The sequence below is a fragment of the Acinetobacter sp. A1-4-2 genome, assembly GCF_040233925.1.
GTDB lineage: Bacteria > Pseudomonadota > Gammaproteobacteria > Pseudomonadales > Moraxellaceae > Acinetobacter.
In genome coordinates this window covers 127,850-146,915 of the sequence record NZ_CP157982.1, presented here as the reverse complement: position 1 = coordinate 146,915, position 19,066 = coordinate 127,850, and the positions used below count along the sequence as shown (strand labels likewise).

17 protein-coding genes are annotated in these 19,066 nt (G+C 41.2%); 9 read left to right on the top strand and 8 right to left on the bottom strand.

Features of this window, described 5'->3' with window-relative positions; translation table 11 throughout:
• Nucleotides 1-59 precede the first annotated feature (59 nt).
• Nucleotides 60-2,138, bottom strand: coding sequence for a polyphosphate kinase 1 (gene ppk1 / locus ABJ384_RS15275; protein WP_349929787.1), 2,079 nt, complete (start codon nucleotides 2,136-2,138; stop codon nucleotides 60-62).
• Between the two features lie 424 nt (nucleotides 2,139-2,562).
• On the opposite strand from ppk1, the gene ABJ384_RS15270 reads away from it, so the two are divergent.
• The 6 genes from ABJ384_RS15270 (at nucleotide 2,563) to ABJ384_RS15245 (ending at nucleotide 11,837) form a co-directional block, all read left to right on the top strand.
• A complete protein-coding gene (locus tag ABJ384_RS15270; protein ID WP_086197570.1) occupies nucleotides 2,563-3,309 on the top strand; it encodes a beta-ketoacyl-ACP reductase in 747 nt (248 codons plus the stop codon).
• An 85-nt stretch (nucleotides 3,310-3,394) separates the two neighbouring features.
• Nucleotides 3,395-3,739 carry a phasin family protein gene (locus ABJ384_RS15265; protein ID WP_086197569.1) on the top strand — a complete coding sequence of 115 codons (345 nt, stop codon included), beginning with the start codon at nucleotides 3,395-3,397 and terminating at the stop codon, nucleotides 3,737-3,739.
• Between the two features lie 122 nt (nucleotides 3,740-3,861).
• Nucleotides 3,862-5,631 carry a class I poly(R)-hydroxyalkanoic acid synthase gene (phaC, locus tag ABJ384_RS15260; RefSeq protein ID WP_180176561.1) on the top strand — a complete coding sequence of 590 codons (1,770 nt, stop codon included), beginning with the start codon at nucleotides 3,862-3,864 and terminating at the stop codon, nucleotides 5,629-5,631.
• An 81-nt stretch (nucleotides 5,632-5,712) separates the two neighbouring features.
• Nucleotides 5,713-6,891, top strand: coding sequence for an acetyl-CoA C-acetyltransferase (locus tag ABJ384_RS15255; RefSeq protein ID WP_349929786.1), 1,179 nt, complete (start codon nucleotides 5,713-5,715; stop codon nucleotides 6,889-6,891).
• Nucleotides 6,892-7,226: 335 nt separating this feature from the next.
• Nucleotides 7,227-9,686 (top strand): ExeM/NucH family extracellular endonuclease, encoded by a 2,460-nt coding sequence (locus ABJ384_RS15250; RefSeq protein ID WP_349929785.1) that lies wholly within the window; start codon nucleotides 7,227-7,229, stop codon nucleotides 9,684-9,686.
• A gap of 225 nt (nucleotides 9,687-9,911) precedes the next feature.
• The gene (locus tag ABJ384_RS15245; RefSeq protein WP_349929784.1) at nucleotides 9,912-11,837 is read left to right on the top strand and encodes a 5'-nucleotidase C-terminal domain-containing protein; all 1,926 of its coding nucleotides are present in this window, start codon (nucleotides 9,912-9,914) and stop codon (nucleotides 11,835-11,837) included.
• Nucleotides 11,838-12,030: 193 nt separating this feature from the next.
• On the opposite strand, the gene ABJ384_RS15240 is transcribed toward ABJ384_RS15245, so the two are convergent.
• Nucleotides 12,031-12,213: a hypothetical protein gene (locus ABJ384_RS15240; RefSeq protein WP_349929783.1), complete on the bottom strand. Its 183-nt coding sequence runs from the start codon at nucleotides 12,211-12,213 to the stop codon at nucleotides 12,031-12,033.
• A gap of 408 nt (nucleotides 12,214-12,621) precedes the next feature.
• Nucleotides 12,622-14,199, bottom strand: coding sequence for a Na/Pi symporter (locus ABJ384_RS15235; protein ID WP_349929907.1), 1,578 nt, complete (start codon nucleotides 14,197-14,199; stop codon nucleotides 12,622-12,624).
• Between the two features lie 335 nt (nucleotides 14,200-14,534).
• Here ABJ384_RS15235 and ABJ384_RS15230 point away from each other — a divergent pair, with 335 nt between their 5' ends.
• A complete protein-coding gene (locus tag ABJ384_RS15230) occupies nucleotides 14,535-14,753 on the top strand; it encodes a TIGR03643 family protein (RefSeq protein WP_349929906.1) in 219 nt (72 codons plus the stop codon).
• Nucleotides 14,754-14,758: 5 nt separating this feature from the next.
• On the opposite strand, the gene ABJ384_RS15225 is transcribed toward ABJ384_RS15230, so the two are convergent.
• Together ABJ384_RS15225 and ABJ384_RS15220 are read right to left on the bottom strand one after the other, a co-directional pair.
• On the bottom strand, nucleotides 14,759-14,902 hold the full coding sequence (locus ABJ384_RS15225; protein ID WP_349929782.1) for a DUF2256 domain-containing protein: 144 nt from the start codon (nucleotides 14,900-14,902) through the stop codon (nucleotides 14,759-14,761).
• A gap of 3 nt (nucleotides 14,903-14,905) precedes the next feature.
• Nucleotides 14,906-16,429 carry a cryptochrome/photolyase family protein gene (locus ABJ384_RS15220; RefSeq protein ID WP_349929781.1) on the bottom strand — a complete coding sequence of 508 codons (1,524 nt, stop codon included), beginning with the start codon at nucleotides 16,427-16,429 and terminating at the stop codon, nucleotides 14,906-14,908.
• A gap of 383 nt (nucleotides 16,430-16,812) precedes the next feature.
• Here ABJ384_RS15220 and nudC point away from each other — a divergent pair, with 383 nt between their 5' ends.
• Nucleotides 16,813-17,586, top strand: coding sequence for an NAD(+) diphosphatase (gene nudC / locus ABJ384_RS15215; protein ID WP_349929780.1), 774 nt, complete (start codon nucleotides 16,813-16,815; stop codon nucleotides 17,584-17,586).
• Between the two features lie 187 nt (nucleotides 17,587-17,773).
• The gene (locus ABJ384_RS15210; RefSeq protein WP_349929779.1) at nucleotides 17,774-17,884 is read left to right on the top strand and encodes a helix-turn-helix domain-containing protein; all 111 of its coding nucleotides are present in this window, start codon (nucleotides 17,774-17,776) and stop codon (nucleotides 17,882-17,884) included.
• 19 nt (nucleotides 17,885-17,903) lie between these two features.
• Here ABJ384_RS15210 and ABJ384_RS15205 read toward each other — a convergent pair whose 3' ends face one another.
• The 3 genes from ABJ384_RS15205 to ABJ384_RS15195 all read right to left on the bottom strand — a co-directional run bounded on the left by ABJ384_RS15205 (nucleotide 17,904) and on the right by ABJ384_RS15195 (nucleotide 18,710).
• Nucleotides 17,904-18,101 (bottom strand): hypothetical protein, encoded by a 198-nt coding sequence (locus tag ABJ384_RS15205; protein ID WP_349929778.1) that lies wholly within the window; start codon nucleotides 18,099-18,101, stop codon nucleotides 17,904-17,906.
• A gap of 64 nt (nucleotides 18,102-18,165) precedes the next feature.
• A complete protein-coding gene (locus tag ABJ384_RS15200) occupies nucleotides 18,166-18,393 on the bottom strand; it encodes a hypothetical protein (protein ID WP_004761266.1) in 228 nt (75 codons plus the stop codon).
• 101 nt (nucleotides 18,394-18,494) lie between these two features.
• Nucleotides 18,495-18,710 carry a cold-shock protein gene (locus tag ABJ384_RS15195; protein WP_019837890.1) on the bottom strand — a complete coding sequence of 72 codons (216 nt, stop codon included), beginning with the start codon at nucleotides 18,708-18,710 and terminating at the stop codon, nucleotides 18,495-18,497.
• Nucleotides 18,711-19,066: the final 356 nt, after the last annotated feature.

Genomic DNA, 19,066 nt, shown 5'->3' with positions numbered 1-19,066 from the left:
AAAATGAATTTAAATCATTGCTAGTGATTGTCATTTATACAATAACTCGCAAATTTTCGTTAAAAAATCTGATTCATTAATTGTTGCTGGGCAATGTAGACTGGTTGTCCACTACCAGGCTGACATTGTATCCAGGTTCCATCTGCGTGTAATTCCCATGCACGCCGATTATCTTTGAGATAATTATTCAATCCTTCTTCAAGAATTTGTTTGCGAATTTTTTTATTCTCGATCGGGAAACAGGTTTCGATGCGAGAAAACAAATTACGTCCCATCCAATCCGCACTGGCGCAATACAGTTTGCTGTCACCATCATTATAAAAATAATACACTCTAGTATGTTCCAAATAACGTCCGACGATTGAACGTACACGAATATTGTCAGAGAGTCCTGCAACTTGTGGTCGTAAGCAACAAATTGAACGAACAATTAAATCGATTTGTACACCTGCTTGTGATGCTTGATAAAGTTCATGAATCAGTTGCGGTTCAGTTAATGCATTGACTTTAATAATGATCTGCGCTTTTTTTCCTGCTTTACTGTTTTTAATTTCCTGCTGTATGAGTTCAAGTAATTGTGAATGCAGGGTAAATGGCGCGTGAAAAAGTTTTTCCAGCTTTATGGTTTTTCCCATACCAGTTAATTCTTGAAAGATTTTATGTACATCTTCACAAATATCAGCATCACTGGTGAGTAAGCCATAATCGGTATAGATTTTGGCATTGGTCGCATGATAGTTACCTGTACCTAAATGAACATAACGTTTAATTTTGTCTATTTCACGACGCACGATCAGAATCATTTTGGCGTGAGTCTTATAGCCAACAATCCCATATACGACCACTGCGCCAGCTTCTTGTAATAGATTGGCAACTTCGATATTTGACTCTTCATCAAAGCGTGCACGTAATTCAATCACGGCAGTGACTTCCTTACCGTTCCGTGCCGCTTCAGCAAGGACTTGCACAATTTCAGAATCTGCACCACTGCGATAAAGGGTTTGTTTTATAGCTAACACATGCGGATCACGGGCTGCCTCTTTCAGCAACTTAATAACCGGAGCGAAAGAGTGAAAAGGGTGGTGTAATAAAACATCTTCGGTTTTTAATACCTCAAATATCGATTTTTTGCTATACAACCCTTTTGGTAATTTTTGTACATAGGGAGGGAAACGTAACTCGGGTAAATTAAAGTTCGATATAAAACGAGCCAGGTTAACAGGACCATTCACCAGATAGAGCTGATCTTGATCAAGATCAAATTGTTCGAGTAAATAATCAGTAATCATCTCTGGACACGCTTTATTTACTTCGAGTCTGACAGCGCGACCAAAACGCCGAGATGAAAGTTCCCCTTTTAAAGCAATCGCTAAATCTTCTACATCCTCTGATACGGTGAGGTCAGCATTTCGCGTTACCCGGAATTGATAACACCCCGTGGTGGTCACTCCTGGAAATAATTCATGAATATGTTGCTGAATGATCGCGGAAAGTAAAATGTAGTGCTCAGCCTCACCAGAAACATGCGTGGGTAATTTAACTAATCTTGGCAATGATCGAGGGGCAGGAACAATCGCTAAATCAATTTTTCGTCCAAAGGCATCGTTGCCTTCCAAAGTGACAATAAAGTTTAAGCTTTTATTGGCTAAACGAGGAAAAGGGTGTGCGGGGTCTAGACTGATGGGGGTTACAACAGGTTGAACTTCATGATGAAAATAATCTTTAATCCATGCTTTATGTTTTTGAAGGATATCACCATGCTGAATAAAATTAACTCCATTGCCTTGCAGTTGTGGCAGGATATTATAGTTCAGAATTTTATACTGTTCCTCAACGGCCTCATGTGCAAGCTTAGAAATCGTCGTCAGTATTTCTGAGATGAATAAATTATCCGGACGGGTCTTATTATGGCTAGACAGCTCAAATTGCTGTATCAAACTCGCGACACGTATTTCAAAAAATTCATCTAGATTTCGTGAAAAAGTAATTAAAAAATTGAGTCGTTCAAGTAAAGGATATTCAGTATCTTTCGCCTGTGCCAATACTCGCTTATGAAATTCAAGTAAGGAAAGGTCCCGATTAATATAAGTTTTTAATGTATGTATGGAAGAATTTGAAGGCACATTTAAAGCAGTCATTTATGGCTCTTATATCATTAGATAACAAGGTTCAAATCAATTGAATAAACATTCATAAAACCCTTAAATGAGACAAACTGATTTTCAGTACATTAAATAAGAAAATTATTGTATTAATAAAAGGCTAAAATTGAATTCTATTCAACTTTAACAGTCTGCGGACATTACATTACAGATTTGTTAAATTATACCTTATATATTATTTAAGTGTATGTTATTTATACTTTTTAGTGATTTTTTTTGCATTATTTATTTAATTTTTCTTTTTTGCAGTTACTCAAACCTAGAGCCATTTACATTTGCTCATAAAAAATCGATCGCCTGTAATCGAGCCTTAACATAGAAAGGGTTAATTTAAGTCCAGATTCCAAAGAATCTTTGTGGATTCACTCAACCATTTTTTCGATTTGCTAAAGGTAAAGATATGTCCGAAAGAAAAGTCGCATTTGTGACAGGGGCACTCGGTGGTATTGGTAGTGAGATTTGTCGTCAGCTGGTAAAGGCAAATTATAAAGTGATTGCAACGGTTGTGCCTCGAGAGGAAGACCGTGAAAAGCAGTGGTTAAAAAGTGAGGGATTCCAACAGGAAGATGTCCGTTTTGTCTTAACCGATCTGACCCATCATGCTGATGCGACGAGCGCGATCCAGGATGCGATACAGGCTGAAGGTCGCGTAGATGTGTTGGTGAATAATGCCGGCATCACACGCGATGCAACATTTAAGAAAATGTCCTTTGAACAGTGGTCACAGGTAATCGATACCAATTTAAAGACACTATTTACCGTGACCCATCCAGTCTTTAATAAAATGCTGGAGCAAAAGCAGGGACGCATTGTCAATATTAGTTCGGTCAATGGTCTGAAAGGACAGTTTGGTCAAGCGAATTATTCAGCCGCAAAAGCGGGCATGATCGGTTTTACCAAGGCTCTGGCTCAGGAAGGTGCACGTTCCAATGTTTGCGTGAATGTTGTAGCCCCGGGCTATACGGCAACACCGATGGTGACTGCCATGCGGGAAGAGGTTGTAAAAAGTATTGAAGACCAGATTCCTTTGCAGCGTCTTGCCCAGCCTGAAGAAATTGCAGCGGCTGTCATGTATCTGGTCGGTGAGTATGGCACCTATATTACGGGTGAAACCTTATCGATCAATGGCGGTTTATACATGCAATAAGTCCTGTGCTCACTGAGCCAGTTTTTTCATTTATTTTTTAACAATAACTAAATTTTAAGTACTATAAATCAATGGAGTAATACACATGCTATATGGCGATATCTTTTCAAACATGAATGCTCAGTACAAAAACATGTTTGAACCTTATGCAAAATTTAACAGTCTGGTGGCAAAAAATTTTGCGGATCTGACCAATTTACAACTCAATGCTGCACGTCATTATGCCGATATCACATTGTCGCAAGTCTTTGCCAACAGTGAAGTCAAAGACATGCAAAGTATGATCAATTGTGGCATGAAGCAAGTGGAAACCATGAGCAAACTCAGCCAGCAAATGATTGATGATGGCCAAAAACTGGCAAGCTTGGCCACTGAATTTAAAGCCGAGTTTGACAAGTTAGTTAGCGAATCGATGCCGAACAATAAATAACGGTTAACAGTCCTAATGAAGATTGAAGACTAGCGAGCGGGGAAGTGGAGATCACTTCCCCGTTTTTCGATTCCATTCCTGATAGGAAAGTGAGGAATGACCCAGTATGCGGAGTGGTGCAAATGCAGCAGAATCTTTTTCAGTTTAATCAGAACGTCCAGCGTTTTTTCGATGTCCATGAAGAAATCTGGAAGAAAGTACAAGAATTTTACTATGGCGATAATCCGCTCAATGATGCATTGAGCAAAGTCAACAGTGAAGATATGAACCTGTTCTTTCAGGCATTAACCAAAAATCCGGCACGCTTGATCGAGATGCAGAGCAAATGGTGGATCGGTCAGATGCAGATTTACCAAAATATCATGCTGCGCAGTGTGAACAAGGATATTCAGCCTCTCGTGAAACCTGAGCCGGGTGATCGCCGTTTCAAGGATACACTTTGGCAAGAACCCAATTACGATCTCTTGACCCAGTCCTATCTGCATTTCAGTCAATTGGTACAAGAAATGCTGGATGAGGTCGAAGGCATCCCAGATAAAGTCCGCCAGCGTATCCACTTTTTCACCCGCCAAATGGTGAATGCCTTTTCTCCCGGCAATTTTTTATGGACCAATCCGGAAGTGATCCATCAGACGGTACAGGAACACGGGCAAAACCTGGTGCGTGGCATGGAAATTTTCCATGATGATATCATGAACAGTAGCAAATATCTGTCCGTACGTATGGTCAATAATGACTCGTTCCGTTTGGGAAAAGATCTGGCCTATACGCCAGGTGCGGTGGTCTTTGAAAATCCGGTTTTTCAATTGTTACAGTATGAAGCGACCACTGAAACTGTATATCAGACGCCTATTTTGCTCATCCCGCCTTTTATTAATAAATATTATATTCTGGATTTGCGTGAGCAGAATTCTTTTGTGAACTGGTTACGTCAGCAAGGGCACAGCGTATTTTTAATGTCCTGGCGTAATCCGGGAGCTGAACAAAAGGACATGCACTTTGAGGACCTGATTACCTCCGGTACGGTTGAGGCGATGCGTGTCATTGAGGAAATGACCGGAGAAAAAGAGGTCAATGCTATTGGTTATTGTATCGGTGGTGCGGTGCTTGCTGCGACGCAGGCGTACTATGTGGCGAAACGCCTGAAGAATCGCGTCAAGAGTGCCACCTATTTGGCCACAATGTTGGACTTTGACAATCCAGGCAGTTTGGGTGCTTTTATTAATGAGCCGGTCATTCAAGGGATTGAAACTTTGAATCAACAGGTGGGCTATTTTGATGGCCGTATGTTGGCGGTGACCTTTAGTCTGTTACGTGAAAATACCCTGTACTGGAACTATTACATTGAAAATTACCTGAAGGGCAAACATCCGTCCGACTTTGATATTTTGTACTGGAATAGTGATGGCACCAATATTGCCGCACATGTGCACAATTTCCTGGTACGCAATCTGTACCTCAATAACGAACTGATTCAGCCGAATAAGATCAAGATCAATGGTGTGGGTTTAAATCTGTCGAAAGTGAAAACACCGAACTTTTTTATCTCGACCCAGGAAGATCATATTGCACTATGGGATACGTGCTTTAAAGGATCTACCTATCTGGGGGGTGAAAGCACGCTGGTACTCGGCGAATCTGGACATGTGGCAGGCATTGTCAATCCGCCAAACCGCAACAAGTATGGCTGTTATACCAATAATATACCTTATGAAAACCCGAAACAGTGGCTGGCAGATGCCCAGTTCCATCCAGAATCCTGGTGGTTACGCTGGCAGGAATGGATCGCACCTTATACCGGCGATCAGGTTCCGGCGCGTACATTAGGTAGTGCAACCTATCCTGTCAAGGAAGCTGCACCGGGCAGTTATGTACAGGTCAGTCTGTTTTAGCATTTAGGTATTCTCACTGCCGGCCAATCGTATGGGGGCAGGAGTATCAAGCAAGACATGAGTTAAAAAATAGGAAATAAAATGAAAGAAGTTGTGATTGTTGCCGCAAAACGTACCGCGATTGGAAGTTTTTTGGGTGGCCTGGCTAGCGTCAGTGCACCGCAGTTAGGAAAGGTAGTGATTGCTGCGGTATTAGACGCTGCCGGAATAAAGCCAGAACAGGTAGATCAGGTCATTATGGGGAATGTGTTGACTGCAGGTGTGGGACAAAATCCGGCACGTCAGGCGGCAATTGCAGCGGGTATTCCGGTTTCAGTACCCGCTTCGACCTTGAATGTGGTGTGTGGTTCTGGACTGCGCGCTGTTCATTTGGCCACACAGGCCATTGCCACTGGTGAAGCCGATATTGTCGTGGCAGGGGGGCAGGAGTCGATGTCACAAAGTGCCCATATTATCCAGATGCGTAACGGACAGAAGATGGGCAATGCGAAATTGGTGGATAGCATGGTCTATGATGGTCTGACCGATGTGTATAACCAGTATCACATGGGAATGACCGCTGAGAATATTGTGGAAAAACTGTCGATTAGCCGTGAAGATCAGGATGCTTTGGCACTATCGTCTCAGCAGCGTGCAGTCAAAGCACAGGCGGAAGGGAAATTTGACGCGGAAATTGTGCCGGTTCAAGTGCCTCAACGTAAAGGTGATCCGTTCGTTTTTGACCGTGATGAATATATCAAAGCCGAGACGAATGAACAGAGTCTAGCCAAGCTGCGTCCAGCCTTTAAAAAGGATGGCACGGTGACTGCAGGTAATGCATCGGGGATTAATGATGGCGCAGCAGCCGTCTTGGTGATGAGTGCCAATAAAGCAGCAGAGCTTGGTTTACAGCCATTAGCAAAAATTAAAGCCTATAGCATGTCGGGTATTGAGCCGGAAGTGATGGGACTTGGTCCTGTAAATGCTGTGAGAAAAACATTAGAAAAAGCAAGCTGGTCTTTGGACGAGGTTGATCTGGTAGAAGCCAATGAAGCCTTTGCCGCACAAGCTTTAGGAGTGTCGAAAGAACTGGGCCTCAATATGGACAAGGTCAATGTCAACGGTGGAGCTATTGCCTTAGGCCATCCAATTGGAGCCTCAGGCTGTCGAATTCTGGTCACGCTGTTACATGAAATGCAACGCAGTGACCAGAAAAAAGGACTGGCGACCTTATGTATTGGTGGTGGAATGGGCGTTGCATTAGCAATTGAGCGACTTTAAACATTATTTCTGATTACGAGAAGCTTTGTTGCATAAAGATTTTCAAGCCTAGATGTCCCGAACAGATTTTGAACTGAGTGCTGTATGTTAGTCACTTTTTGGCAACAGGAATCACTGCTAAAAATTTATGATCATGAACTAAGTCCCCACTTAAAAATACTACGTGGGGACTTACATCAAGCTAATTGTATGGATTATTTAGGAGGTGCTTTAACCGATACTTACTGAATTAAAACAGCATCTTATATTTTTCTAGCAAAACTGTCATCAATCATTCATAACGATGTAATGTACAAAAATTAGTCTAATAAAAATTTTAACAAACATTAAAAAATATGAAGACTTTAAAACCACATACCTTATGTCTCAGCTTGGCTTTATTAGGCTGTTCGTTTCCAAGCTATGCACAACTCATGTTCAGTCAATATATTGATGGTTCCTCTAACCGTAAAGGATTAGAAATTTATAATCCTGATGGTAGTACAGTAAATTTAGCAGATTATGAAATTCAGCAATTTAGCAATGGATCAACCACTAAGTCAGCAGCTTTTCCATTACAAGGTACATTGGCAAGCAAAACAAAATACGTTATTGGTCGCTCAGAATTACAGACAGAAATTGGTTCTAAAGTTGATCAGGTTGCAGGACTTTCTTTTAATGGGGATGATACACTTGTCCTGCTGTATAAAGGTACGCCAATAGATCGTTTTGGTCGAGTGGGGGAAGATCCAGGCACTGGTTGGGGAGTCAGTTTTAGTAGTTATCAAAATAGTTTGTCACGTACTAAAACTTCAAATAATGTCACTTCGATCGATCCTGCAGCAGCATTTGAGTTAGAAAGTCAATGGTCTAAATGGTCTGAACGAAATGCATTCAACAGTTACTTAGGTGCAGTCAATACTGAATCTACCTTGGCTGAAATCAGTTGCAGTACGGCCGATACGCCAATTGCAGACTTACAAACCGCTGCACTCAATCAGCAATATATCGTTCGTGGAGTCATCACTGCTGATTATCGTTACCAAAATGGTTTTTCCGGGTTTTATATTCAATCCCCAGACAGTAAAGCTAAACTTGGCTTAAGCAACGCCATTTTTGTATATTTACCCGCAAGTAGTACAGTGACTGGCGGAAAAGTAGGTGAAGAGGTTATTTTTCAAGGTCGCCTCACATCTTATCAAAACCAGTTACAGATTGATCAACTCAGCAGTAATATTCAAACTTGCAATCAGCAAGCTGAAAACCTGGTTAGTGCCACTCCTTTACAATTGCCCTTCTCAAGTCTGACAGATGCAGAAGGTCATAGCCCTAAACGATATCAAGGGATGCTGGTCAAAATACCGCAGACTTTAACCATTAGTGAAAATTATAATTATGGGCGATATGGTGAGCTATCCTTAAGTTTGGGGCGCTTATATATTCCAACCAATTTATATCCAGCAAAATCACTTGAAGCCGTCAATTTGGCCAAACAAAATTTATTGTCAAAAATTATCCTGGATGATGGTTATAACAATCAAAATAGAACCCCATGGCTGCCGCAAAACTTTAATGCATTAAACACTTTAAGAAGTGGCTATCAGTTGAAAAATGTTGAAGGGATTCTGGAATATCGCTTTAATACATGGCGTATTCAACCTATTTTAAATAAAACACAGCCTGAAATCATTAAAGACTCAAATTTAAGAACAACAGTACCCGCAAAAGAGTCCAGACAAATTCGTGCCGCTGCTTTTAATGTATTGAATTATGATAATGGTACCACCCAAGGTTTTCCTACGGAACGCGGTGCAACCTCACAATCCGAGTTTAACAAGCAGCATCAGAAAATCGTGACTGCTTTGAAAGCGATTGATGCAGATGTTTATGGATTAATGGAAATTGCAAACAATGGCTATGATGAGAAAAGTGCAGTCGCTTACCTCACCAAAGCTTTAGGTAGCGATTGGAAATATATCATTCCACCGAAGATGACCAAACTGGGTACAGATGCAATTGCTGTGGCTATTATTTATAACAGTAAGCGTGTTAAAACCGTGGGAGAACCTGCGGTCTATGATGATCAGACTCAAAAGAATCGGGTAACGATGGCACAAAGCTTCCAGTCTCTATCTGGCGGGAAAGTTTTTACCATTGTGCCGAATCATTTGAAATCTAAAGGCAGTTGTCCTGATGATAAAACTTCGTTAGATGCTGATCAAGGTGATGGACAGGGCTGTTGGAACGCGACACGTTTAACAGCAGTACAAAAATTGATGCAGTGGATTGCAACGAATCCGACCAAAGTGAATAACCCCAATTATTTACTGGTCGGTGACATGAATAGTTATGCTAAAGAAGACCCAATATTGGCATTTGAAAAAGCCAATTATAAGGTTTTGCTAAATGATGAAAAAATTGGTCAGGGTAAAGCAGCCTATAGTTATATTTTTGGCGTAGCCAGTGATGCTAATGGCAATGGCGGTTCAGGAAACTTAGACCATGCCATTGCCGATGCAAACTTATACCCAAGGGTGAAGCGTACTTTTGCATGGCACATCAATGCGGATGAGCCGACAGCTTTGGATTATAATGAAGAATATAAAACACAAGAGCAAATCACAGCATTCTATAGCGATGATGCATTCCGTTCTTCAGATCATGATCCTGTGATTGTGGATATGGACCTCAATGAGAATGTAGCAAACACTCCTGATAGCAGTGAAATAAGTGGTGGCAGCATGGGAGTATGGTCAATTTTTGCATTAGCCGGGCTTGTTTTAGTTTCCACTCTACGCAGACGTAAATTGAGTTGATTGAATAAAGTATCAATTTAAAAAACTGAAGACATATAGCGGATGGCTGCATTGCTGAGCACAACAAAACATTCTTAAATGATAGGTTTCGATAATAACTCCATGCTAGGAGCTTTAGAATTTTTGTGTTGATTTAATCAATAAGGAGAAATATAAAATTTCTCCTTATTTTATTGTGCGGAAAATATCTAAATTCATGAATTTTAAACAATAGTCCCACATGATATGTGGTTAAATTATAGCCAAACAGGAATAGCAGTGACCTTTAAAAATAGAAGCATTCATCAATATTCAGGTCTCACATGCAGTTTATTGATTTCCAGTATATTTTTAGCTGGGTGTAATAATAGTAAAGACAATACGAATATAACAGCGATCATTCAATCGCAACCGCTGGAAGTCAATGTATTGCATATTAACGACAGCCATTCACATTTGGATGAAGAAAGTACCAAATTACTGCTGGAAACCTCTTCAGGTAATCGCGAGTCAATCCAGGTCTCAAATGGAGGTTTTGCACGAGTTGCGGCACTGATGAATAGCCTAGCCAGTACGGAGAAAAACCCGATAAAAATTCATTCAGGGGATGCCATCACTGGCGATTTGTACTTTACTTTAAAAGAAGGTGAAGCCGAAGCAGATCTCATGAATACGGTATGCTTCGATACGTTAACATTAGGCAATCATGAATTTGATAATACCGATGAAGGCTTAAAAAAATTTATTGGTTTCTTGAATAATAAAGGTCGCTGTAAAAATAAAACACAAGTTTTAAGTGCCAATGTCGAGTTTGGAAAAACCTCAGCACTCTACCAGACTGATCTGGTGAAACCTTATACCATTATGGACAAAGAAGGGCAAAAAATTGCATTCATCGGTTTAACCATTGCAGATAAAACCAAGAATGCCTCTCGTCCCAATGCAGATACCATTTTTAAAGATGAAGTAATCACTGCACAAAACTATATTGATCAGCTCAAGCAACAAGGCATTAATAAGATTATTGTACAGTCTCATTTAGGCTATGGCATGGATAAAGCACTGGCTGCACAATTGTCTGGTGTTGACGTTATTGTGGGCGGTGATTCGCATACCCTACTGGCCGATGCTAAGCTGAAAAACTACGGGATAAGCCCTGAAGGTGACTACCCAACGACCCTAAAAAATAAAGAGGGTGATCCGGTTTGTGTGGTACAAGCATGGCAATATGCTTATATGGTTGGCCAGTTAAAAGTAAATTTTGATGCCAACGGAAAAGTTCAAGCATGTACCGGCAAAGCAAATGTATTAATTGGAGATGATTTTAAGCGCAGTGCTAAAGATGCTCCAGCCCTGAATACTACTGAATTGGATGTGATTAAAAAAGATATTGAAAGCAGTAACAGCTTGCGTATTATTCAACCTAATGCTGCAGCTTTAGCTATCCTGGAACCGTATAAAGTTGCTAAAAATTTATTGGGCAAGGAAATTGTTGCCAATGCCCAAGAAAATCTATGCCTGCGTCGTGTACCCGGAACGACAAAAGATACCTCACGTTCCAGTTTAGGGGACATCTGTAATAAATCAGATTTTACCAACCAACATGGCGGTGATGTGCAACAACTCGTGGCTGAAGCATTTTTGCAACAAGGTAAAAAGTATTTTAATGCCGATATCTCGATCCAAAATGGCGGTGGTGTCAGGGTAGATCTTCCCCAAGGTGATATTTCTGTAGAGAAAATTTATACGGTATTGCCATTTAAAAACACATTGGTGCAATTGAAGGCGACTGGGCTAGAAATTAAAAATGTACTTGAAGATGCGATGGATGCAGTCGTAAATAACAATACCGGTAGTTATCCCTACGCGGGTGGACTACAGTGGGATGTAGATTTATCCAAAACCAAAGGTCAACGGATATCCAACTTAAAAGTTCGCAATACCCAGGGAGTCTATGAAGCTTTAAATCCAGACCAGACCTATCAGGTGATTACCATTAATTTTCTGGCAGATGGTCAAGATTTTTATAGCAGTTTTAAAAATATCACCGGTGAACGACGTGTAGAGGTGGGACTGGATTATGCTGAAGCCTTCTTGGATTATGCAAAAAATGAAAAAGTGTTGAAACGCTTAGCTGTTGAACGCTACAGTACGCAGACTTATAAAGAATAAGCTGACTTGATTAGTCCGGGTCAGCCGAATGATGACTGACTCGGAGCATGTAAATCATTATAGTCAAGTTCCGAATCTGGTCTTGGGAAATTTTTCCATTTTTTATCGTATGCGAGCATACTCCAAAATATTGTGCAGTTTTGTCTTTAAAATTTTTGAATATCTTCAGTCTTCTACTGTAATAGAATCCTACTCAATGAGGTTGCTTATAATTGCTTGTTGTATCATGGTGCTGATGATAGTGACTTGATTTATGCATTTCATGCTCATCAGATTTATCTTTAGGATTCTTTTGTGGCTGAAGATCCTCTTGATTTGTCTGTTCTTCAGCTCTTTTAGATTCCGATTCATCTTTGGGGTGCTGTCGCTTGGTCATTTTATTTATCCTTTTCAAAAATTATAAAATTACCGATTGTTTAATCGACCCAATTAGAATGCGCGGACGCAAAAAAAAGAGATAGTTTTATATTGTATTGGCTTTGTTGCACCAAAGTTCTCTGGATATTTACTATTAAAAAATGGCGAAGCCGTATATATCACAGCAATTATTGGTGTAATCAGAGTCGGATACGATGAAACACTGGAAAATGTCATCGAAAGAGCAGATCAGGCCATGCATATGGGAAAACAGTAGGGACGTGACAGAACCGCATTCGCATGATCAGATGGAGTCTAGAACTCAGTTTTGAATAGTCGAGTCACCCCAAATGAACTCGTCCTTCGAGATTTAGCCCAACCTTCATCTTGCCTATACCCAAAAACCATTACAGGGCTGTTCTCGTTGTTAACGTTCGGCCAGTACCTTGGATAATCTTTTGGTATGGGCGATTAATCGGTCCAGCCAGCGTTTTGCAGCAAGCAGTTTTAAGCTTCTGGCTGCACTCAACCGATTCAAGGTGGCATATTGCATCACTTCCTCACGTAAGTCGGCCCGATGCTCATCGCTCCACTGTTTAAGACTGGTCACTTCCTGCTTAAAATTCTCAATCTTTTCAGCATTTTCTAAAAAATCTGGATGGGTGACATAATGCTCGAGAATATTTAAAAAATCTAAAGCCACTTGATAAATCCGTGGTTGGGTCCGAATAGCCAGTGCATAGGGAACACCTTCCAGATCACTGCGTAGAACCCGAATATACACCATCATCCTTAATAAAGAGGTCAGTCGCTGTTTATCCTGTTGATATTCTGGAACGACTATTTTTTCTAAATAGGCCTCTAGATACTCAATCTCTTGATCTAATTGTTGTAATTCTTTTAGGCTCAGATTGATGCCTTCCTGAAATGCGCGACGTAATATCCCAAACATCTGAATCAGGATTTGAAAAGTCACTTTTTCTGCAGCAATGATGGCTACACTTGGAATATCCAGATTAGATTCATCCAGAATTTCTAGGGCACCTGATTTTTTCTGCGGTAGAAACTTACAAATGAGCTGATTAAAGGGATGGATCAACGGCATAAAAATACATGCGCCGATTAAGCTAAATAAAGTATGAAATGCTGCCACAATGACGACTTCATCCCATTCAGCAATATATTGAATATGATGGTCGACCCAGTTAAATAAAGGGATCAACAAAAAGAAAGCAAATATCGCACTGACTACATTGAAAACCACATGAACCGCTGCAGTCCGTTTGGCATTCACCGAGCCACCAATCACAGCCAGCACCGCCGTGGCAACTGTGCCGATATTTTGTCCAATGACCAGTAACAAGGCTTGCTGCAGGTCAATCGCAGTACTGGCTAAAGCCGCTAAAGTCGCGGTAATGGCGGCACTGGAAGACTGTAGCAACACTGTCATGATCAGTCCGATCCAGACCAGAAACAGCTTCTGTCCAAATGAATCATAGTGAAAAATAGACAAATCGACTTGTTGAGCAAGACCTGACATCGCAAACTGTAATTGCTCAATTCCAAAGAAAATCAGGCCAAAACCTGCAAGCACAAAACCGAATAATGCCAACCGACCACGCGTTAACAATTTGAGCAAAGCGCCTACAGCAATCATGGGTAAGGCAAAAGTGGCAATAGAAAACTTAACCCCCAGCAAAGCCACCATCCAGCCGGTACTGGTCGTTCCGATATTGGCCCCTATAATCACCCCAATCGCCTGGGAAAAACTCAATACTCCAGCTCCGACAAAACCGATAGTCGCCAGCGTCGTGGCTGTAGAGGATTGCACAATTAAGGTCAGACCAATACCAGAACATAGTGATTTCAACGGTGTTCCGGTAAATTTGGTCAGCCATAGCCGTAAGGTTTCACCGGCCATGTCCTTAAGACTGTCGGTCATTAACATCATGCCAATCAAGAATAAACCAATACCGCCACAGAGCTGAGCAATAACTTCGAGCACAATTTTCCCAAGGTGTTTTTTAGCATCAGCATACCGTCTGATCCAGGCGATGTCATTAACAACGACCCGAGGACAGGCTTTGGTCGTAGGGATTTGGATCACGGGTTGAGCTCAAAAGCCCGATAGCACTCCAATAAAATACAATCCAGGTAAAAAAATCACAAAATATTCATCTGCATTTTTTTAAAATGATGTCGGTCAGCTTGATCTGACCAAAACACACAGAGACATAAATTTAAATTTTATCGCTCAATTTTTATTTTAAAAATCAAAGCAATCAGGGGTATGTGGTGCGTCAAGTAATTGAATATGTAGGAGCGGACCTGTCACGGATTATGGAAATGGCCTGGGAAGATCGCACCCCATTTGAAGCCATCCAGCGTGAGTTTGGTTTGAATGAAGCGGCGGTGATCCGCTTGATGCGGAAAAATATGAAAGCATCAAGTTTTAAAATGTGGCGTGAACGCGTGACCGGTCGAAAAACCAAGCATCTACAGCTGCGTTCACCCGATGTAATACGGGCCTATTGTTCACGGCAATACAAGCGTTTCTAAACGTTTTATTTTGACCGCTGTCTGGACTCACGTTTACATCGTTCAGAACAGTATCGTACTTCCTCCCAGCAGCGTTGCCATTTTTTGCGCCAAGTAAAAGGGCGCAAGCAGTGGATACATATTTTTTCAGGGAGATGCTGTTTTTTCATCGTTTATAACTCATTGATCTGGCTGAGGAGCTGCTGGGCATGGCTGATGATTTGCTGCCGATCTTGAAGTTTATCCAGCTGCCGATAGATCATGCCCATACGTGGATGATTGCGGAATGTCGCTTCATGCCGGATCATAAAATACCAGTACAGGCTGTTAAACGGACAGCTGTCCGGCTCGGTACGGGTTTTAACATTGTAGCTACAGTGCTTGCAGTAATCCGACATCTTATGGATGTAATTGCCCGAAGCGGCATAGGGTTTGCTCGCCATCAAGCCTTCGTCGGCATGCATCACCATGCCCAGCGTGTTCGGCAGTTCTACCCATGCATAGGCATCGGCATAGACGGCCAGATACCACTCGCTAATCTGCTGCGGGTCAATACCAGTTAACAGGGCAAAATTTCCGGTCACCATCAGACGCTGGATATGATGCGCATAGGCGTGCTGAAAGGTATTGCGGAAACACTCCGCCATACAGTTCATCCGGGTACGGCCGGTCCAGTAAAATTGTGGCAACGGCGCTGAGTGCTGCAGTGCATTACGGCTGGCATATTCCGGCATGTACAGCCAGTAAATCCCGCGGACATATTCACGCCAGCCGAGAATCTGCCGGATAAAACCTTCGACTGCATTTAACGCTGCATGACCGGTATGGTAGGCCGCTTCTGCGGCATCACAGACTTCTTTAGGTAGCAACAGGCCACAGTTCAGATAAGGTGAGAGCAGGCTGTGAAATAGCTTGTCTGCTCCCTGAACCATAGCATCCTGATAGTCGCCAAAATAAGGCAAACTGTGATCAACAAAATGTTGCAGTGCACGCAGGGCATTGCTGCGCGTGGTGGCCCAGCGGAAATGGGCAAGGCTGCCGGGGTGAGGGGAAAATTCACGTTCAACCAGTTCCAGCACATCCAGATCAATCTGATCGCGTTCAAAGTGCAGTGGCGCGGGCAAGGCTGGGCTGCCTGACCAGGCCTTGCGATTGGCACTGTCATAGTTCCATTGCTGTCCAAGAGGCTGCTGGCCCTGCATCAAGTAGCCAGTCTGCTTGCGCATTTCCCGGTAAAAATATTCCATACGCAGTGTCTGGTAGCGGCTGGCCCATTTCTGGAACTGCTCCGGACTACAGAAAAAACGCTCGTCATTCAGACACTGTACCGGCAGTTGCAGCTGCTGGCTCCAGTGCTGTTCAATCTGCTGCTGCAAGCGGTATTCCCCGCATTCGGTCATGACTAATTCTGTGACGGGAAATAGCTGTTGCTGCGCCTGCACGAAATCCAGCAGGCTACGAATCTGGCTGCCGGATTGAAAAGCATGGTAACGTACACACCAGCCCTCAGCTTTAAGCTCTTTAGCAAAATGACGCATGGCGCTAAAAATCAGGGCAATTTTCTGCGGATGATGGGTGACATACGTGGCTTCCTCAACAACTTCGGCCATCAGGATTACATCCTGGGTACGGTCCAGTGCTTTGAGCGTAGCAAGCTGATGATGAAGCTGGTCACCCAGAATTAAACCGAAACGCATACTGATCGCAGAACCCGTGAAAGATAGCGCAGTGTAAAGCCAGACAGTTCAATTTTTTGTGAAAATACCGATCAGCCCGCATGTTGAGTCAATTCAACTCGACCAAATGATCCTCTGGCATTGCACAGAAATCATGATTGCTGCAATAACAGACTGTTCATCTCTATAATGCTAAAGCCAGTTGATGAAACTCGCTTCGCATTATTCCTTAATGCATAGGTGGTGTGAAAATTATGTGATTTTAATCAAAAAGATACAAATTATTATGGTTGTAATTCAGGCAGCTTGCGCCTAGTATCTGGGTAGAAGTTACTCCATGTAAGCTTCCTTAGTTTTGTCCCATACACCCCTCTGTATGGGATTTTTTTTAATCAGGGGATCGTATGAGCATGCATTCAAAAGCGTATATTTTTAGACAGCAGCAATTACTGGTGGATGACCATTTTCAGTTGCCGCAGGTAGAAAGACTGCAGCACGACCTGAACCTGTCGGAAAATGGCGAGATCATTGCCCGTGATCTGAAAGAAGATGAACCTGTGCCGGAAGGTTATCAGCTGGTGCCGATCAGACAATTGGTGCAAGTCTGGAGCAGACCACAGTTTGAACAGGCCAGCCGTGCGGTACAGTTACTGGAATGGCGCCGTAATCACCGCTTTTGCAGTAAATGTGGTCACGCCACCGAGCAGCATGCCACCCAGTATGCCATGGTCTGTCCATCCTGTGGCTATAACCAATATCCGCGGGTGAATCCCTGTGTCATTACTATCATTAGCCGAGGTACAGATGAAATTCTGCTGGCAAAAAATGCCCGCAACAAAACTCAGATGTACAGCCTGATTGCAGGCTTTGTTGAAGTTGGAGAAACCTTGGAAGAGGCAGTACGCCGTGAAACGCTGGAAGAAGTGGGGCTGCAAATCAAAAATATTCAATATCTAGCCAGTCAGCCGTGGCCGTTTCCCAGCAATCTGATGATGGCCTTCAAGGCAGAATATCATGCAGGGGAAATTCAGATTCAAGAAAATGAACTCAGCGATGCGCAATTTTTCAAATTTGATCAGTTCCCCGAGATTCCGTTCAAGGGCAGTATCGCCTATGCCATGATTCAGCATGTCATGCATGGAACGCCAGTTGCAGATGACAGCAAAGAATGGCTTTGAAATTTTGAACAAATTTAGTGGCGCATTCTCGCTCTTTTAAGGGCGAGTTAAGCCACTAGAAATTTAAAATTATTATATCAATCATAAAATATATAAAATGTTAATATATAGATATTATTTAGATTTTTGGCTTTGTTTTTTAGCTAAAATAGTATTGGATTCAAGTATCTAAATAGTAAATTTACTGATGATTTCAGGCGTTAAACTTGAAGCATATCTAACTCAGAAACAGAACTTAATTCTGAGCCAGTGGATGGGGTGTGCGAGATTAACCACATATGGAAACTCGTTGCTTTAGCTGCGAGTAGTTCATTGACTTAAATAATCTTGAAAATTTTTCCGCTAGAAGTACTTTGGAAAAACATTTCAAAGCTGGGGCGAATATCTTCACCATCAACAGTAATATATTTGACATGGGAACAAGACTGGTTAGCACTAAAATGGCGCTCAACCGTGGCCTGAATAGAATATTTGATACCGAATTGGTCTTTTACATTTAGATTTTGTTTCAACATTAGTTTACCTTTAATAAGATTATGGCAGAGCGGCTATTCAATTAATTAAGCAATATATTATTTTTTAAATAACTTTTTGATTTAGCTTAAATAATTGATTTAAAGACGTATAAAATGTACGACCATCTAAATTTAAATCTACCTCAATTCCCGATTCCAGCAGAACTCTTTTACCCACTTCAATTTCTTTAAAACCTTGACGTGTATTCTGCATTTTATTTAAAGGAATTAAAGAAACGATAATTTCAGTACCATTTTTAGATTTTGCAATTAATTCATTAACTTTTAACAATTTGTATCCTATTTTTATGATTTTTTTCCAATATGGAAGAACAACTTTTTCTTTAAAATTAAAAAAGCACTGAGTAGTGCTTTTTCAACTCGTATTAGTGCTTATATGGCAACAATATTGACTGCATTCGGGCCTTTTTGACCTTGAGCAATACTAAATTCAACCTGTTGGCCTTCAAATAAGGTTTTAAAACCTGAGTTGGCAATTTCACTGAAGTGCGCAAAAACATCTGGACCTGATTCTGGTTGAATAAAACCAAAACCTTTAGTTTCATTGAACCACTTAACGGTACCTTTAACAACATTTGAGTTTGACATAATAAATCCTACTGATTTTTTAATAATTTTTAGTCATTTTAGTGACTGAATATAACTTTGAAAATAATAAATAATGAAACTTAAAATCTGAAAAAAACGAAGAATTATGAATAAAACGACGATACTTAAGAGAGATTTAATGAAACAAGACTTTTTTCTAGTTGAGTTAACTATACCCTAAAAACAGGAATAATCAAGTTTTTTTATATGTATATTTAATTATCTTATTAAAAATCTAGTTATCTGACTGATTTATATCTTTTATTGTATTTTAGTAAAAAGAAAAATACTTTGAAATTATTGAAATAAGAGCATTTATACCAAATGGCGATGAACATGCTTTCTGAAACTTTCAA

What these genes read in the sequence shown, in the direction of transcription:
- ABJ384_RS15265 (WP_086197569.1), top strand. Translation starts at nt 3,395, where the DNA reads ATGCTATATGGCGATATCTTTTCAAACATGAATGCTCAGTACAAAAAC.
- ABJ384_RS15225 (WP_349929782.1), bottom strand. Translation starts at nt 14,902, where the DNA reads ATGAAAAAACAGCATCTCCCTGAAAAAATATGTATCCACTGCTTGCGC.
- ABJ384_RS15205 (WP_349929778.1), bottom strand. Translation starts at nt 18,101, where the DNA reads ATGTTGAAACAAAATCTAAATGTAAAAGACCAATTCGGTATCAAATAT.
- ABJ384_RS15240 (WP_349929783.1), bottom strand. Translation starts at nt 12,213, where the DNA reads ATGACCAAGCGACAGCACCCCAAAGATGAATCGGAATCTAAAAGAGCT.
- ABJ384_RS15245 (WP_349929784.1), top strand. Translation starts at nt 9,912, where the DNA reads ATGTGGTTAAATTATAGCCAAACAGGAATAGCAGTGACCTTTAAAAAT.
- ABJ384_RS15195 (WP_019837890.1), bottom strand. Translation starts at nt 18,710, where the DNA reads ATGTCAAACTCAAATGTTGTTAAAGGTACCGTTAAGTGGTTCAATGAA.
- ABJ384_RS15210 (WP_349929779.1), top strand. Translation starts at nt 17,774, where the DNA reads ATGATTTCAGGCGTTAAACTTGAAGCATATCTAACTCAGAAACAGAAC.
- ABJ384_RS15220 (WP_349929781.1), bottom strand. Translation starts at nt 16,429, where the DNA reads ATGCGTTTCGGTTTAATTCTGGGTGACCAGCTTCATCATCAGCTTGCT.
- ABJ384_RS15250 (WP_349929785.1), top strand. Translation starts at nt 7,227, where the DNA reads ATGAAGACTTTAAAACCACATACCTTATGTCTCAGCTTGGCTTTATTA.
- ABJ384_RS15270 (WP_086197570.1), top strand. Translation starts at nt 2,563, where the DNA reads ATGTCCGAAAGAAAAGTCGCATTTGTGACAGGGGCACTCGGTGGTATT.
- ABJ384_RS15230 (WP_349929906.1), top strand. Translation starts at nt 14,535, where the DNA reads ATGGAAATGGCCTGGGAAGATCGCACCCCATTTGAAGCCATCCAGCGT.
- ABJ384_RS15255 (WP_349929786.1), top strand. Translation starts at nt 5,713, where the DNA reads ATGAAAGAAGTTGTGATTGTTGCCGCAAAACGTACCGCGATTGGAAGT.
- nudC (WP_349929780.1), top strand. Translation starts at nt 16,813, where the DNA reads ATGAGCATGCATTCAAAAGCGTATATTTTTAGACAGCAGCAATTACTG.
- phaC (WP_180176561.1), top strand. Translation starts at nt 3,862, where the DNA reads ATGCAGCAGAATCTTTTTCAGTTTAATCAGAACGTCCAGCGTTTTTTC.
- ppk1 (WP_349929787.1), bottom strand. Translation starts at nt 2,138, where the DNA reads ATGACTGCTTTAAATGTGCCTTCAAATTCTTCCATACATACATTAAAA.